Genomic DNA, 16,290 nt, shown 5'->3' on the forward strand with positions numbered 1-16,290 from the left:
GTGACACGAAGGCCCGCCACCTCCCCGGTGCGCGGGCCTTTCTTCTTTGGTATCGGGCACTTACGCGGCGTGCAGAACGCCTCGGCCTACTTTTGGGCGGCCTTGAGCTGGGCCTCGAGGAGCTGCTCCTCGGGCGTCTTCACGCGCGCGGGTTTGGCCGGAGGCGGGGGCGCGGCCGGGGGAGGCGGGGGCGCGGCCGTAGCGACCTTGGAGGGCCCGTCGGGGAGGAGCGGCGGGGGCTCCCCAGGTTTCGAGGGGGCGGGGCCCGAGGACGAGGGGGCGGGCTTCGCCTCGGCGGGGGCCGCAGCAGGCTTGGGTGGCGACGGGGGGGCGACCGGCGCGGGCGCCGCGACGACGTGGACGGCGTCTTTTTCGTCGAACGCGACGACCGCGGCAGGATCACTCGCGGCGGGCTTCGGAGCCGAGAGGAGGGCCTCGGGGCTCGGCGGGGCGGCAGCGGGCGGTGGGGCGACCGGTGCTGGCGCGGTGACCGCAGACGGCGGGGGTGGTGCGGCCAGCGGAGCCCCGGTCGCCACCGGGCGCGAAAGACCGCTCGCGACGCGCATGCCCACGATGGCCCCGAGGGCGCCGAGCGCGAGGCACGCGACCGCCCAGGCCACGGCAGGCTTCTCGCGCACCACCACCACCTGAGGCTCGGCTTTGGTGGGCACGATCGGCGCCGAAGGCAGCGGTTGCGCGGGGACCGGCACCATGACCGCGTGGGCGACGACGAACGGCGAGCTCGGCTGCGGCGCGACGATCACGGAGGACGAGGGCGCCGAGGGCGCGCTGCTGGATGGGGCCGGACGAACCGATACGGGCTCCGGCGCGTGGACGGGCGACGCCGCCGAGCGGGCCACCGGAGCGGGCTTCGCGGGCGCGAGGGGGGCGCCGGCGAGCCCGGGGTTGCCGGGGCCGATCGCACGCGACACCTCGGCCTCGAGCGAGGCCATGACGTTCTGGACCCCTTCGGGCTCGAGAGGCGCCCCGGGGGTGAGGATGAGGTCGGCGTCGTCGATCGCGAGGAGCTCCGAAGTGGCGGCCGCGTCCTCGACGACCTCGGCCTCGAGGATGTCGGCGTCGCTGATGCTGTCGGCCTTCGAGGTGCGTTTCGGGAATCGGATCATGTGCGAGACCGGACCTGGGGAGTTGGACGGACGCCGCGCCAAACGTATCCGAGCCCACGGACAATTGCCATTCGCGCCCGAGCGAGTCGAGCTTTGCGCGCGTCGCATTCGTGTCCCCGGCGGGCCGAGCCCCGCGTTCTCCGAGCCGTGGTGAAGGGTGACGCCCGGGCCGAGGTTTGCTAGAGCACCGGTCGGCGCCCGCGAGCGGCGGCCGCTCAAAAACCCAAGAGTTTCATACTGTTCGAGGTCGATATGCGTCGCCTTTCGCTCGTGCTCGTGTTGCCTCTCGCCCTCGGTCTCGTGTCCGCGTGTGGACCCGAGGCGCTCCCTCCCCCTCCCCCGCCGCCGGCCACACCGAAGGCCCCCCCAGCCCCGAGCGCGAGCGCCGCGCCCCCGAAGGCGCCGAAGGTGGCCTTCGAGAACCCTGGCGGCATGTGGATGCCGTCGCAGATGGCGGCGCCCAAACACGCCGAGACGCTGAAAAAGCTCGGGCTCGAGCTCGACCCGAAGGACCTCGCGAGCCCCACGTCGAGCGTGCTCTCGTCGGTCGTGAGCCTCGGGGGTTGCTCGGCGTCCTTCGTGTCGCGCGAGGGGCTCGTCATCACGAACCACCACTGCGCGACGGGCGCGCTCGGCTACAACTCCACCCCGAAAGAAAACCTCCTCCGCGACGGGTTCATGGCGAAGACGCGGGCGGAGGAGCGTTCGAACGGGCCCCAAGCGCGCGTCTACGTCACCCGCAAGCTCGAGGACGTGACCGCCAAGGTGCTCGACGGGGCCATGGCCGAGGCCGATCCGAAGAAGCGCTACGAGATCGTGGAGCGGCACGGCAAGGAGCTCGTGGCGGCGTGCGAGAAGGACCGCCCTGGCACACGCTGCTCGGTCGTCTCGTACTACGCGGGCAAGATGCACGTGCTCATCGACCAGATGGAAATTCGTGACGTGCGCCTCGTCTACGCGCCTCCGTCGGGCGTCGGCAACTACGGCGGCGAGATCGACAACTGGCGCTGGCCCCGCCACACGGGCGACGTGTCCATGTTCCGCGCGTACGTGGGCAAAGACGGGAAACCCGCCGACTACTCGCCGGACAACGTCCCCTACGCGCCACCGCATTTCCTCACCGTGGCGACGAAGCCCCTCGAAGAGGGGGACCTCGTGATGGTCGCCGGGTACCCGGGGCGCACCCAGTCGTGGCGCTCGGGGCCCGAGGTCGACGAGGCGATCGCGTTCTCGTACCCGCGTCGTCAGAAGCTCTGCGAAGACGCGTTGGCGCGGCTCGCCGAGCTCGGCGCGGCCTCGGAGGACGTGAAGATCAAGGCGACGCCGCAGGTGCGACGCTTCGGGAACGCCCTCACGAACACGAAGGGGCAGCTCGAAGGGCTCGTCGCCGGGGGCCTCGCCCAGAAAAAGTCCGAGGACGACGCCAAGCTCACGGCCTTCGTCGAGGCCGAGCCGGCCCGGCGCGCCAAATACGGAGACGTGCTCGCCGACCTCCGTTCGATCGTGAACGAGTTCGCGAAGACGCGCGAGGCCGACGCCGAGGTGCGCTCCGACCTGATGCTCCCGAGCCTGCTCCAGGCCGCGGTCCAGATCGTGCGCGCCGTGAAGGAGCGCGCGCGACCGGACGCCGATCGGCGCCCCGATTTCCAGGAGCGGAACCTCCCCCGGATCGAGCAGTCCCTCGCGGCGCTCGAGAAGAGCTACGCCCGCCCCCTCGACGAGGGCATGTTTCTCCTCGCGCTCGAGCGCATCGCCAAGGTCCGGCCCGAGGAGCGCTCTCCGGCGTTCAAGATCGCGCTCCCGAGCGGCGACGTGAAGGACGCGAAGAAGGCGATCTCCGCTCTCTACGCGAAGACGAAGCTCGAGGATCCGCGCGTCCGGAAGGACCTCTTCCGCCTCGCGAAGACGAAGGACATCGCGGCCTCGAAGGACCCGCTGATCGTGCTCGCGCGGAAGCTCGTCCCGCTGGTCGAGGCGGCCGAGGATCGCGAGCACGCGCTCGAGGGGCGGATGCTCCCCGTGAAGGCGCGCTACGTGGACGCGAAGCGCGAGGTGGCCGGCGTCGAGCTCGCTCCCGACGCGAACAGCACCCTGCGCGTCACGTATGGAACGGTGCGCGGATATGCGCCGAAGAAGGACGCGAAGCCCTACCGGCCCTTCACGACGCTCTCCGAGATGCTCGCGAAGAACACGAAAAAAGAGCCGTTCGACGTGCCCGAGCGGCTCGTCGCGGCGGCCTCGGCGAAGCGCTTCGGGCCCTACGTCGACGCGACGCTCGGCGAGGTCCCGGTCGACTTCTTGGCCGACCTCCACATCACCGGCGGCAACTCCGGGAGCGCGACGCTCGACGCGCGCGGGCACCTCACGGGCCTCGTGTTCGACGGCAACTACGAGGCGATGGCCTCGGACTGGCTCTTTTTGCCCGAGATCACACGCAGCATCCACGTGGACATCCGGTACGTGCTCTGGCTGCTCGACGCCGTCGACGGCGGAGATCACCTGCTGAAAGAAATGGGCGTCACGCCCAAGGTCGACTGAGCGAGCCGAGGCGACTCGAGACCTGGGCGGGCACGTGGCGTTCGCTCGTGCCCGCCGGATCGGCTCACGCCTCTCGCATCGACGGGTAGAGCACCTCGCGAGGGGGCACGAACGTCTCTTTGACGGTGCGAGGAGAGGCCCAGCGCAGCAGGTTGAACGCGCTCCCGGCCTTGTCGTTCGTGCCCGAGCCTCGGGCGCCTCCGAACGGCTGTTGGCCGACCACCGCGCCGGTGGGCTTGTCGTTCACGTAGAAGTTGCCCGCGGCTTGGCGAAGCCTGTGCGCCGCGTGGGACACGAACGCGCGATCCTCCGAGAAAATGGCCCCCGTGAGCGCGTAGGGGCTCGTCTCGTCGACGAGGCCGAGGGCCGCCTCGACGTCGGCGTCGTCGTAGACGTAGATGCCCAAGATGGGCCCGAAGAGCTCCTCCTGGAAGAGCGCGTGTTTCGGATCGCCGACCTTGAAGATCGTGGGACCGGCGAAGTAGCCCTCGGCGTTCGACCACGGCCCCTCGGCGACGAGCGTGCACGACGCGTCGGCTTTGAGGCGATCGCGCCAGCCAGCGAGCCTCGCGTAGGCGCGCTCGTCGATCACGGCGCCCATGAACGTGCGGAAGTCGTCGACCGGCCCTACGCGCAGCTCGGCGACGTGGGACACGAGGAGCTTCTCGAGCTTCGGCCAGAGCGATTTCGGGACGTAGGCGCGCGAGGCGGCGCTGCACTTCTGCCCCGAGAACTCGAACGCGCCCCGCACGAGGGCCACCGCGAGGGCCTCGACGTCGGCGCTCGGGTGGGCAAAAACGAAGTCTTTTCCGCCCGTTTCGCCGACCACACGCGGGTAGCTCCGGTAGGACGCGATGCGCTCGCCGACGCCGCGGAGGAGCGACTGGAAGACACGGGTGGAGCCCGTGAAGTGGATGCCGGCGAGGTCGGGGCTCGCGAGGCACGCCGCCCCGACGCTCGCGCCCTCCCCGTGCACGACGTTGATGACGCCCTTCGGGAGCCCGGCGGCCTCGAACAAGGCCACCGTGTGGTGCGCGGCGAGGGCCTGCGTCTCGGCGGGCTTCCACACGACCACATTGCCCATGAGCGCGCACGAGGCGGGGAGGTTGCCCGCGATGGCCGTGAAATTGAAGGGCGTCACGGCGAGCACGAAGCCCTCGAGCGGGCGGAGCTCGACCTGGTTTATGACCCCGGGCGGCGAGATCGGCTGCTCCACGAGCCGCGTCGCGAAGTAGGCGTTGAAGCGCAAGAAGTCGACGAGCTCGCAGGCCGCGTCGATCTCGGCTTGGAAGGCGGTCTTGCTCTGGCCGAGCATGGTGGCGGCGTTGAGGCGCTGCCGAAACGGGCCGGCGAGGAGGTCGGCGGCGCGCTGGAAGATGCGGGCGCGCGCGAGGAGCGGCATCGCGGCCCACTCCGGGGCGGCCTTTTTGGCGGCGGCGATCGCCCGCTCGGCCATGGCGTGACCCCCGTGGCGTGCGCGGCCGATCACCTTGTGGTGCGCGTGCGGGGACCTCACGTCGAACGGGGCGCCCTCGTGCACGGCCTCGCCCCCGATCACGTGAGGGATGTCGGGGCATTCGCCGGAGAGGCGCGCGAGCTCGGCCTTCAGCGCGCCGCGCTCGGGGGAGCCCGGGGCGTAGGTCAGAACGGGCTCGTTCGGGGGGCACGGGAGCGGGGACGGAAGGTCGAGCAACGGGGGCCTCGGGGCAGCGGGTTTGGCGCATCGTCCCGCTCTTTCGGGCGCTTGGGTAGCATCACGAGGGAAAATCGCGCACGGTCCGTTTGCGCGGCGTCCGGTTCCGGCGTATGACCGTCACTCATCTGTGAGGTGCTAATTTGCGTCGCTATTTTCACGTGCTGGGGACCGAGCGGGCCAAGCGTAACCTGCCGCACGAGGCGTTCTCGCAGCTCGGGGATCTCGTCGAGGTCGACACGACCGCCGCCTTCGCGCTCGCCGAGGGGACGGAGGCGACACCTGCCGAGGTGACGGCCCTCGCGCTCCTGCACGAGCTTCTGCACGTTGTCGTGTCGAAGCACGGCGGCGCGCTCGCGGCGATCGCCCATACCCTCCGCGAGACGTACGCCGAAGGGACTCGCGCCGCGGCCCTCGCGTTCGTGCGCGCCTTCCCTCCCCCCTCCGTGTTCGACGGCACCGTGACGGCCGAGGCTTTCCTCGACGAGGGCGACCACAGGCTCGCGTGGGCGTGCGAGGAGATGCTGCTCCTCTGGGTTTCGAGCCAGAATCCTGCCTACCGCAAGATCGACTCCGTCGCGGCTTGGACCTCGGCGCCCCCCGAGCTCGGCGAGGTCGTCGCGCGCACGAAGACCGTGCTCGCGGGCGAGGACAGCGGCGTCGTCGCGGGCGAGAGCCTCCTCGACAGCTTGCTCGCGCCGGGGCGCGTCTCGGGCTCGGTGTTCGAGCAGCTCGCGTGGATCGAGGCGCGCTGGGGCATCTTCCTCGACGACGTCGGGAGCATGCGGCGCGTGCGGTTCGGGCAAGATCTCGGCCGTGAAGAGGCCCGCGGCCTGTCCCTGCGCTTCGCGATGACGCACGGCGCGGCCGGGGGCGGGCTCGGCGCGGGCCACGGCACGGCGATCGGGGGCGACGCCGATGCCCCGGCGAGGTTCACCGCGGACCGCGACTGGATGCCCGAGACCGTCGTCATCGCGAAGAACACGCTCGTGTGGCTCGCGCAGCTCACGAAGCGCTTCGGGCGGCCCATCCGCACCCTCGGGGACATCCCCGAGGAGGCCCTGGCCGAGCTCCGGTCGCTCGGGATCTCCACGCTCTGGCTCATCGGCCTGTGGGAGCGGAGCGCCGCCTCGCGCACCGTGAAGGTGGCCCGAGGAGACCACGAGGCCGCCGCTTCCCCCTACGCGATCTTCGACTACCGCATCGCCGACGACCTCGGCGGCGCGCACGGTTACGAGGTGCTCCGCGACCGCGCAGCGCGCGTGGGCCTCAGGCTCGGCGCCGACATGGTGCCGAACCACATGGGCCTCACGTCGGGTTGGATCTACGACCACCCCGAGCGCTTCTTGTCGCTCCCGAAGCCCCCCTACCCGAGCTACCGCTTCGACGGGCCGAACCTCGGAGATCACCCGCACGTCGAAGTGCGGCTTGAGCGTGGCTACGACGATCGCTCCGACGCGGCCGTCGTGTTCGAGCGGCGCGACACACGCACCGGCGAGACGCGCTACGTCTACCACGGCAACGACGGCACGGGCCTGCCCTGGAACGACACCGCGCAGCTCGACTATTCCCGCGCCGACGTGCGCGAGGCCGTCATGGAGTGCATTCTGCACGTATGTCGGATGTTCCCGGTCGTGCGCTTCGACGCGGCCATGACCCTCGCCAAGCGCCACGTGCGGCGCCTATGGTTCCCGAAGCCCGGAGAGGGCGGCGCGATCGCCTCGCGCGCGGCCCACGCCATGACGGACGCCGAGTTCCAGGCCGCGTGCCCGACCGAGTTCTGGCGTGACGTCGTCGATCGCGTGACCGCGGAGCTGCCCGACACGCTCCTCCTCGCCGAGGCCTTCTGGATGATGGAAGGCACGTTCGTCCGCGACTTCGGCATGCACCGCGTCTACGACTCGGCGTTCATGCACAAGCTCCGCTCGGAGGACAACGCGGGTTACTTCGCGATGCTCGCGAGCGCCCTCGCCGACGAGCCCGAGGTCCTCGGGCGCTTCGTGCACTTTCTCTCGAACCCCGACGAGGAGCCGGCCCGCTACGCGTTCGGCACGGGAGACAAGTACTTCGGCGCGTGCGCCATGATGTGCACGCTCCCGGGGCTCCCGCTCTTCTCCCACGGCCAGGTCGAGGCCTACTCCGAGAAGTACGGCATGGAGTTTCACGCGCCACGCTGGGACGAGGCCGTGGATCAAGGTGCATACGATCGCCACATGCGCGAAATGGCTCCACTTCTGAGGGAGCGCAGGCTCTTCGCCGGGGTCGAGAATTTCGAGCTCTTCGTCGTCGAGGACGCCCACGGGCACGTCCGCCACGACGTGTTCGCTTACGCGAACGCCAAGAACGGGCGCACCTCGCTCTTCGTGTTCCACAACGGGCACGGCGAGGTCGACGTCGTGCTTCGGCGCACGGTTCCCAAGGCCCGCCCGGGAGCCCTCGGCTCGGGCCCCCGCAACGTCGCCGACGTCCTCGGGACCGCGGGCCTCACGTCGCCCTTCGTGCGCGCGCGGACCATGTCGGGTACGGCGACGTTCGCTCGCGGGGCGTTCGAGCACGGCCTCGCGCTGCGTGTGGGCAGCTACGGGTACCTCGCCTACACGGACTTCGAGGCGGCTCACACGGCCGACGAGCCGTCCCTACGCGCGGAGGCCCGCGCCGACCATCCCGAGAGCCGCGCGGCGGCGGACGAGCTCGATGCGAGCGGCGACGGCCTCGGAGGCGTTCCCAGCGTAGAAGATCTGCTCGCGACCGCCGTGCTCGGTGATGACGATGGCGCCCCGCCGGTGCTCGACCCGCGCGACCTCGTCCCACGCGATGAGAAGCTCGCCGCGGTCGTCGTGGAGGACGATGCCGTCCTCGCGCAGGCCCAGGTACGCGTTCTCGAGCAACGTGGCGACCATCGTCCCGAAGCCGACCAGTAGCCCCACGAAGAGCAGAACGGCCCCGGAGAGCGCTCCTCCGAGGGCCGCTCCGGCGCCGAGCCTGTGGGCGAACGCGGCGCCGAGCGCGCTGCCACCGAGGGCCACGAGGCTCGCCCCGAGCACGAGCGTCCGTGTGGTGCGGGCGCTCCTGTCGACCCGGACGAGATCGAAGGCCTCGTGGAGGGCGCTCTTCGGCGCCTTGGGGGTCGGCGCGCCCGCCACCGTGTCACCGCATCGCGGGGGGCCCGAAGTTGCGCGGCGGCGCCCAGTTTCCGCCGATGGGCGGGCTCGACAGCGGAGCCTGCGGCTGCACCGGCGTCGAAATCGAGGGCGAGCTGCCGTACGTGGGCCGACCGTAGGTGCCGTACCCTGGCGCCCCGTACGCGCCGCGGGGGCCGTAGCCTCCCCCGCCCACCGCCACCACCTGCTGCTGGGTGATGTTGTTGTTCACCACGACCGTGACGCCCGGAGGGGGCGGCGGAGCCACCGGCCTGGAGCCTGCGACCTCGGGGTAGGTCGCCCCGTCCGAGCCGAGGCGGAGGGTGTGCCGCAGGCGAGGCTTGGAGCCGAGCTCGTCCTCGACCACGGGCTCCGGCGGCGGGGTGTGCCGCACGACCACTTGGCCCTCGGCGGGGCGAGTCTGTGCACGCTCGGAGGGCGTGAGCACGGCGTACCGCGGGGGCTCGATCTCGTCGGCACAGCCGGCCACACCAAACGTCATCGCCACGAGACCGCACACGAGCGCCCAACGCTTCATGGCCCCAGCATGGCTCCGAGCGCGACCGCTCGCCAGACATTTTTCTGAACGGCGCGTCAGGTTTTGTCAAGAAGTGCCCTAACCCATCGACTTAGATGAGTTTTTCGTGGACGGCCCGCACGATGTCGAGGGGGGTGATGATGCCGACGACCTCGGTGCCGTCGACCACCACGATGCGATGCACCTTCTTTTCGGCGAAGAGCCGTATCGCCACCGAGAGGTCGTCGTCCGGGCCGACCGTGAGCGGCGAACGGGACATCGTCTTGCGGACGAGGTCCGTCAGATCGATGGCCCCGTCGGACAGATCGTCGACGATGTCCGACTTGGAGAAGACCCCGACGAGCTTGTCGCCCTCGACAACGGGCGCGCCGCTCACGCCGAGGTTCGCCAAGGTCTGCGCGGCCTCTTCGAGGGTCGACTCGGGAGAGAGCGTGAGCACGCTCTGCGACATCAGCTCTTTCACCTTCGCCATGGGGGGATCATCGCGAAGGACGGAGGGTTCGTCCACCCCTCAGCGGCGCGTGCGGCGAAAGAGCGCGTAGAACGGCAGCCCGGCGAGCAAAATGGCGAGGCCGATCCCGCACTCACGCGGCTTTTCGCGGAGCATCGAGGCCGCGATGCCGAGGCTCGCGACGACGTAGAAGAACGGGACCACAGGGTAGCCCCACGCGCGGTAGGGCCGCGGGTGGGTGGGGCGCCTCACGCGAAGCATGTAGAGTGCAAGCGTATCGGCGATGGTCGCGAGCACGATCGCGAACGTCGTGTAGTCGAGGGCCTTCAAGAAGCCACGCAGGCCGAAGACCACGGCGAGCGCCACCGCGGCCTGGACCGCGATCGCGACGCGCGGCGCGCCCGACGGCCCGTGCACCTTGGCGACCTGCTTGAAGAGGAGCCCATCCTTCGCCATCGCGTAGGCGATGCGCGGACCGACGAGCGTGTTCGCGTTGAGCGCGCCCAAGACCGACGCGAGGATGAGGACGGACACGAGCGTTCCGCCGCGCTCGCCGAAGAGGGCCACGGCCGTCGCTTTGCCCACGGCCCCCTCCCCCGCGAGCTTGGCCATGGGGAGCGTCGTCGCGTAGGTCGCGTTCACGAGCAGGTACACCGTGGTGCAGACGAAGAGCCCCACGAAGAGCGAGCGTGGCAAGGTGCGCTCGACGTCGCGGATCTCGCTCGCGACGTACACCGACGCATTCCACCCGAGGTACGTGAAGAGCACGGGCGAGAGCGCCGCTCCGAACGACAACACCACCGGTCCGTCGCCGACGGAGGCGGCGGGCGCGGGGGCGGCCTTGCCGAAGAAGAGCGGGCCCGCGAGCACGATGGCGACCAGCGCGCCGACCTTGAAGAACGCGCTCACGTTGTTGACCCTGGCGCCGGCGCGCGCGCCCATCGCGTTCACGCCCGAGGTGACCAGGATCACGAACGCCGCGAGGCCCTGCTTCGCGAGCGGGGCCATCGGAAAGAAGCTCGCCACCCCGTCGGCGAAGCCCACCGCGAGGGTCGCGACGGTGCCGGCGTAGATGACGAAGAACGAGAGCCACCCGACGAGGAACCCAGCGACCGGGTGGTAGGCCTCGCGCAGGTAGACGTAGTCGCCCCCTGCCCGCGGGAACATGGCGCCGAGCTCCGCGTTCGCGAGCGCACCGGCGAGCGAGAGGAGCCCCCCCACGAGCCACGCCGCAAAGAACCAGCCGCGGCTCGGCAGCGCCGTGGCGACCGCGCCAGGTGTAAAGAAAATACCTACACCGATGACCGAGGACACGACGAGCAGGGTCGCGTCGACGAGACCGAGGCTCTTCTTGAGCCCCGGCTCGTCGGCCTTCGGTGCCTCGTCGCTCAAGAGTCGATCGCGATCGAGAGCTTCTGGCGGAGCGCGAAGTAGTCTTCCGAGGTGCTGAAGAGCACGAGCTCCTTCATGCGCTCCTTCACCGGGACGCTCGACCCGTCCTCGTGCGTGCGCATCGCCTCGGTCGTGACCTGGAGGTCGTGTGCCAAGAGGAAGCCCGCGCGATCGGCGGTGTAGTCGATCGACGCGACCCAGCGCTTCAGGTCGAGCGCGCCGCCCGCCTGGAGGAGCTTCGTGACCACGCTCGCGAGCACGTCACGCGCCTGACCTTGGAAGTCTTGGGTCATGGCCTGGAGGGCCTCGTCGACCTGACCGGCGAGCTCGCCCGCGACCGGGAACTGCGGCACGACGAGCTTGATGGCCGCGAAGAGCCACGCCTTGAGGCCCGTCCCGGTCGGGACGAGGTGGCGGACGTAGAACCCTTGGCGGAAGGACGCGAGGTGGCGCCCCGCGAGGAACGCGAGCACCTGCGTGGGCGCGTTGAGCTCGAAGGCACCACGGCCGAGCACGACGGCAGGGGTGTGCGCGTGAACGAAGCCGAGCGTCCCCGGATCGTTCGGGTTCTGGAACACCTGCGGCGGCGTGAGCCCGAGCACCCCTTGCACGTAGTAGAGCGTCTGCGAGACGGGGTACGGGTGGAGCGACGTGTCGATCGCGTAGCGCGGGTCGAAGCCCTGCTCCTCGAGCGACTGCGTGCGGGTGCGGATGATCGTCGGCTGGATGAGCGCGAAGATGCGCGTCACGAGCGGGTCCAGCTCGGGGTGCGCGAGCTTCGCCCACTCGTCCTCGCCGAGGGCGGCCTGCGCGGCGGCGGCGTTCTCGGCGCGGTGCTTCTTGTAGAAGCGCTCCTCGTCGGGCTCGGCGAGCTTGAGCACCGCGAGGGCCTGGCAGAGGCACCACGCCGGGTCGGGCCGCTTCGCGTCCGTGAAGAGCTTGCGGAGGAGCTTGTAGCTCTCGACGCGGTACGGGTTTTTCCGCAGGATCTGAGCCTGCGCGCGCACGGCCTTGTCGAGGTACTGGGCCGGGTCGGACGCGTAGAGCTCGGCGAGCTTCTCTTGGCGGCCCTTCTCGTCGGCGTCGAAGGCTTGGGCGGCCTCGTACGCGTCGATCGCGAGCTCGGGCTCCTTGAGGTGCTTCTCGTAGAGCTCCCCGAGCTGGTCGAGGATCTTCACGATGGCCGCGCGATCCCCGGCGGTCTTCGCGCCTTCGATCTGCTGCTTCAGCATGCGCTCGACCTTCGTGTGATCGCCCTTCTCGCGGTAGAGCTCGAGGAGCTCGTCCACGGCCTTGGCGATGCCCGGGTCGAACGAGAGCGCCTTCTCGTAGAACCCGATCGCCTGATCGACGCTCTTCATCTGGCGCCCGGCGATCGTCGCCGCGGTGTGCATGTACTTCGCGCGCTGCTTCGGGTCGTCGACGAAGTCCGCGAGGCGCGTGACGACGTCGATGAGCTTCGCCCAGTTCTGCTCCTCCGAATAGAGCTGCATGAGCTTCGTGAGGAGCTTGCGATCGTCGGGCTTCTCTTCGAGCGCCGAGACGTAGTTCTTCTGCGCGCCCGCGCGGTCCTGGAGCTTCTGGAATTGGATGTCGCCCATCTCGAGCAGGAGCTCGAACCGCTCGGTCCCGGTCGCGATCTCGACCCGGCGCTTTCGCACGGCGACGGCGTCGGCCCAGCGCTCGAGCGCGTCGTACACCTTCGCAAGTGCGCGGAAAGGCCGAGGATTCGACGGATCGATGTCCGCCGCTTCTTTGAGGGGCTTCTCGGCGGCGGCGAGATCGCCGCTGCGCCTCGCGCTCTCGCCGAGGTGGTAGAGGGCCTCGGCCTTGTCGGTCCCGACGAGCTTCGCGCCGTACTTCTGGATCAGATCCTCGTGCATCCGGTAGGCCGACTGAGGGTCGCCGAAGTCGAAGAGGGCCGAGGCCGCGCGGGAGAGCGCCTCGACGTTACCCTGCGCCTGCTCCTTCAAGGCCTCGATGGCCGCGAGCATGCGCGGGTTCGTCATCGACGGCGGCGCCACCGACTTGATCGAGCTCACGCTGCCCGTCTCCGAGAGCGGCGGGATCGACGGCATCGAGGGGCGGTTGGTCTTGCCGAACGCCTCGATGAAGCGAACGAGCACGCGCACGGCGTCGTCCTTCGCGAGGACCTGGGTGCGGGTGACGAGCGACTCGTAGAGCTTCGAGGCCTCGAGCATGCGCCCGTCCTCGAAGGCGAGATCCCCGAGGACGAGCAGCGCGTCGGCGTTCGACGCGTCGAGGTCGGTGGCGCGCTTCGCGGCCTGCTCGGCCTTGTCGTTCGCGCCCTCGGCCTTCCACACCTTGGCGAGCTCGGCGTGGAGGCGCGCCTTCGCGAGGTTCCCCTCCGCGTGCGTGAGCTCCTTCTCGACGAGGGCGACGACGGCCTGCGCGTCGCCACGCTCGGCGTAGGCCTTGCGAAGCGCCGACGAGGCCGCGGCGTCCTTCGGGTTCGCCTCGAGGGCGAGCTTCGTGCGCTCGATCGCGCCGTCCTTGTCGCCGCGGGCCTCGAGGAGGCGGGCCGCGCGCATCCAGAGGTCGGCTTTCTGTTCGGGCGTCTCGGCCTTGAGGGCGAGCGCCTCGATCGCCGAGAGGGCGGCGTGGGCGTCGCCCGAGAGCTCACGGAGCTGGGCGAGCGCCTCGAGCGCGCCGGCGTGATCCGGGCGGAGGGCGAGCGCCTGCTCGTAGGCCTTGGTCGCGCGCTCGGGAGACCCGACGTGCTCGGCGAGGGTGCGGGCCTTCGCCACGAGCAGCTCGACCTTGCGGCTGTCCTCGGTGGTGACCTGCCCGTGCTTCTCGTAGATGGCGACCACCTTCTCCCACTTGTCGAGCGCTCGGTAGTGACGCGCGAGCGCCGTGAGGGCGGCGTCGTTCGAGCCGTCGATGACGAGGATGTCCTCGAGGCACTCGGCGGCCTTCGCGTGATCGAGGAACTCCTCGTCGTGGAGGGCCGACATGCGCTCGAGGATGGTGATCTTCTGGCGGGGCGTCGCCGCCACCTGGATCTGGCGCTCCAAGACCTCGAGCAGCTCGCGGTAGCGGCCCGTGCGGTTGAAGATGCGATCGAGGCCCTTCAGCGCCGTCAGGTTCTGCGGGTCGATCGCGAGCACGGCCTCGAACCTGCGGGTCGCCTCGGCGAGATCGGAGAGGTGATCCTCGTAGACCTCCGCGACCTTGCAGAGCGCCTCGGCCTTCTCGCGGCCACGGCGCGCCTCGGCTCGCTCGCCGAGGATCTTGACCAGCGTCTGGAAGTCTCCCGTGCGCTCCGCGATACGCGCGAGGGCGTCGCCGGCGCGCACGTGGCCCGGATCGTCGGAGAGGACGGACGAGAAGATGTCGCTCGCGCGCTTCGTGTCCGAGAGCTTCGACTCGAGCAGCTCGGCCGCCTCGACGCGCAGATCGCGAGCCTTCGGCGTTCCACCGGCGGCGTCGGCGCGGGACAAAAGGAGATTCGAGAGCTCGGGCCACTGCTGGGCGCGGCGGTAAATCGTCGAGAGGCCCTCCGAGGCCGCCTCGTTCGACGGCTCGTGCGCGAGCACCTGCTGGAAGGCCAGGAGGGCGAGGTCGGCGCGCTGGAGCTTGTGCTCGTACCAACGCCCCGCGCGCACGAGGAGCGCGGCGCGGTCCGAGGCGGCGAGGTCGGGCTGCTTGATGGCCTCGGTCAGGGTGCCGAGCGCCTCGTTCCAGGCCGCGGCCTTGGAGCCCGCCAAACGTTCGATTTCGCTTGCGATTTCGTCGTCTTGTGGCGTCTCGCAGAGGGCCTGGGCGTAGGCGACGAGGGACTGATCGACGTCGTCGAGCTCGGTCGCGTAGAGGCGCCCGATCTCCGCCAAGGCGCGCGCACGGGCCGCGCCGGGGGGAGCGGTCTGGCTGCGCTCGAGCAGCATCTCGACGAGCTCCTCGTACTTGCCGAGGCTCTTGCGGACGGCCTCGAGGGCGTTGAAGGCGGTGTCGTCGGCCGGATCGAGCTCGAGGATCGTCACGTAGGCCGACTCGGCCTTCGCCTTGTCGTCGCCGTGATCGAACGCGCGCGCCGCGCGGAAGAGGATGGCCTTTTTGCCTTCCTTGGCCTCGTCGGTCTCGGAGCCGACCTTCTCGGCGGCCGCGACGAGCGCCTCGCCGACCTTGAGCGCGTCCGCCCCCTGGTCGATCGCCTGCTCGGCGGCCATGGCGGCGTCGGCGTCGGCCGGAGACTCGGCGAGCTTCGCCAAGAGCTCGTCGACCTTCTCGGGTGCGATCGGCGCCGCCGGGCGCACCGACATGCTGGCACGGCCGATGGTCTCGATCGACTCGAGGAGCGCCTGGGCGTCTTTCGGGCGGCGGGCCGGATCTTTGTGGAGGAGCGAGAGGACGAACGCGTCGACCTCTTTGGAAATCCAGCCACGCGGGGCCTTGGCGCTCGGGGGCTCGGGCTCCTTGGCGAGGTGCGCGAACGCCGCGTCGGCGAGCGTCTCCGAGGGGAACACGGGCTTGCCCGAGACGAGCTCGTAGAGGAGCGCGCCGAACGCGTAGACGTCGGCCTTCGCGTCGGCGACCTTGCCCCGCACGATCTCGGGGGCGATGGTGCGCGGCGAGCCGATGACGGCGAGCTGCTTGCCGTTCGTGCCCGCGCCGCGGTGACGGAGGCGGTCGGTGCCGAAGTCGATGAGGACGGGTGGGCCCTTCTGCGCGAGGAGCACGTTCTCCATCTTGAGATCGCCGTGCGCGAGCTGCGCTTTGTGCATGGCGGCGAGCGGCTCCAAAATGCCGCGGAGGAGCGGCTTCAGCTCGCCCACGTGCGACGCGCCCGTGCGCGCGAAGCGCTGCGACAGCGGCCCACCTTCGACGTGTTTGTACGCCACGAAATAGAGGCCATCGCCGAGCTCACCGGCCTCGAGCCCCTCGGGGAGCCCCGGGTGCGAGAGCGCCGCGACGAGGCGGTTCGCCGTGAGGAAGCGGTGGACGGCGCGGCGGTCGCGCGCGGCCTCCCGGCGGAGGATCTTGAGCGCGTACGGCTCGCCGCCCTTCAAGGCCACGTAGACCGTCGACATGTCGCTCTCGCCGAGCTTCTTCTGGATGGTGAGCTCGCCCACCTGGCGACCGGGAGCGAAGTCGTCGTGGCCGAGCAGGGCGGCGATGTCGAAGATGCGCGGGTCGACCTCGCGTTTTTGCACGCGGAGCACGTCGACGAGGGCCTCGATGCGCTCGCCGTCGACGCAGCGCTCGGTGAGGGCGCGGGCGAACGAGCCTTTGGCCGACGTGCCACCGACGTCCACCGGATCGAGCCCCAGGAGCCTCTCGCTCATGCTGGTCATTTCTTCGAGCGTGAAAAGTCGCTCGAGCTCGCCACGGAGGATGTCAATCGTCGGGTTCATGAGGCTCCTTGCCCAGCGCGTGTCGCGCGGTGAGGT

General features: G+C 70.2%; 8 protein-coding genes. 2 read left to right on the forward strand and 6 right to left on the reverse strand.

Annotated elements, in window-relative coordinates; translation table 11 throughout:
- Nucleotides 1-86: 86 nt before the first annotated feature.
- Nucleotides 87-1,127, reverse strand: coding sequence for a hypothetical protein (locus tag IPK71_22060; protein MBK8216424.1), 1,041 nt, complete (start codon nucleotides 1,125-1,127; stop codon nucleotides 87-89).
- Nucleotides 1,128-1,379: 252 nt separating this feature from the next.
- On the opposite strand from IPK71_22060, the gene IPK71_22065 reads away from it, so the two are divergent.
- The gene (locus IPK71_22065) at nucleotides 1,380-3,665 is read left to right on the forward strand and encodes a S46 family peptidase (GenBank protein MBK8216425.1); all 2,286 of its coding nucleotides are present in this window, start codon (nucleotides 1,380-1,382) and stop codon (nucleotides 3,663-3,665) included.
- A 64-nt stretch (nucleotides 3,666-3,729) separates the two neighbouring features.
- Here IPK71_22065 and pruA read toward each other — a convergent pair whose 3' ends face one another.
- Nucleotides 3,730-5,358 carry an L-glutamate gamma-semialdehyde dehydrogenase gene (pruA, locus tag IPK71_22070; protein ID MBK8216426.1) on the reverse strand — a complete coding sequence of 543 codons (1,629 nt, stop codon included), beginning with the start codon at nucleotides 5,356-5,358 and terminating at the stop codon, nucleotides 3,730-3,732.
- A 143-nt stretch (nucleotides 5,359-5,501) separates the two neighbouring features.
- Between pruA and IPK71_22075 the strand changes: the two genes are divergently transcribed.
- Nucleotides 5,502-8,279 (forward strand): hypothetical protein, encoded by a 2,778-nt coding sequence (locus IPK71_22075; GenBank protein MBK8216427.1) that lies wholly within the window; start codon nucleotides 5,502-5,504, stop codon nucleotides 8,277-8,279.
- Between the two features lie 226 nt (nucleotides 8,280-8,505).
- Here the strand turns inward: IPK71_22075 and IPK71_22080 are convergent, their stop codons facing one another.
- The 4 genes from IPK71_22080 to IPK71_22095 all read right to left on the reverse strand — a co-directional run bounded on the left by IPK71_22080 (nucleotide 8,506) and on the right by IPK71_22095 (nucleotide 16,254).
- On the reverse strand, nucleotides 8,506-9,036 hold the full coding sequence (locus IPK71_22080; GenBank protein ID MBK8216428.1) for a hypothetical protein: 531 nt from the start codon (nucleotides 9,034-9,036) through the stop codon (nucleotides 8,506-8,508).
- A gap of 91 nt (nucleotides 9,037-9,127) precedes the next feature.
- Nucleotides 9,128-9,508 (reverse strand): CBS domain-containing protein, encoded by a 381-nt coding sequence (locus IPK71_22085; GenBank protein MBK8216429.1) that lies wholly within the window; start codon nucleotides 9,506-9,508, stop codon nucleotides 9,128-9,130.
- Between the two features lie 39 nt (nucleotides 9,509-9,547).
- Nucleotides 9,548-10,879 carry an amino acid permease gene (locus IPK71_22090; GenBank protein MBK8216430.1) on the reverse strand — a complete coding sequence of 444 codons (1,332 nt, stop codon included), beginning with the start codon at nucleotides 10,877-10,879 and terminating at the stop codon, nucleotides 9,548-9,550.
- Nucleotides 10,876-16,254, reverse strand: a complete 5,379-nt coding sequence (locus IPK71_22095) for a protein kinase (GenBank protein MBK8216431.1) — start codon at nucleotides 16,252-16,254, stop codon at nucleotides 10,876-10,878. The genes IPK71_22090 and IPK71_22095 overlap by 4 nt, the downstream gene beginning before the upstream one ends.
- Nucleotides 16,255-16,290: the final 36 nt, after the last annotated feature.

Source organism: Myxococcales bacterium (assembly GCA_016712525.1).
GTDB lineage: Bacteria > Myxococcota_A > Polyangia > Polyangiales > Polyangiaceae > JAAFHV01.

What these genes read in the sequence shown, in the direction of transcription:
- IPK71_22060 (MBK8216424.1), bottom strand. Translation starts at nt 1,127, where the DNA reads ATGATCCGATTCCCGAAACGCACCTCGAAGGCCGACAGCATCAGCGAC.
- IPK71_22065 (MBK8216425.1), top strand. Translation starts at nt 1,380, where the DNA reads ATGCGTCGCCTTTCGCTCGTGCTCGTGTTGCCTCTCGCCCTCGGTCTC.
- IPK71_22080 (MBK8216428.1), bottom strand. Translation starts at nt 9,036, where the DNA reads ATGAAGCGTTGGGCGCTCGTGTGCGGTCTCGTGGCGATGACGTTTGGT.
- IPK71_22085 (MBK8216429.1), bottom strand. Translation starts at nt 9,508, where the DNA reads ATGGCGAAGGTGAAAGAGCTGATGTCGCAGAGCGTGCTCACGCTCTCT.
- IPK71_22095 (MBK8216431.1), bottom strand. Translation starts at nt 16,254, where the DNA reads ATGAACCCGACGATTGACATCCTCCGTGGCGAGCTCGAGCGACTTTTC.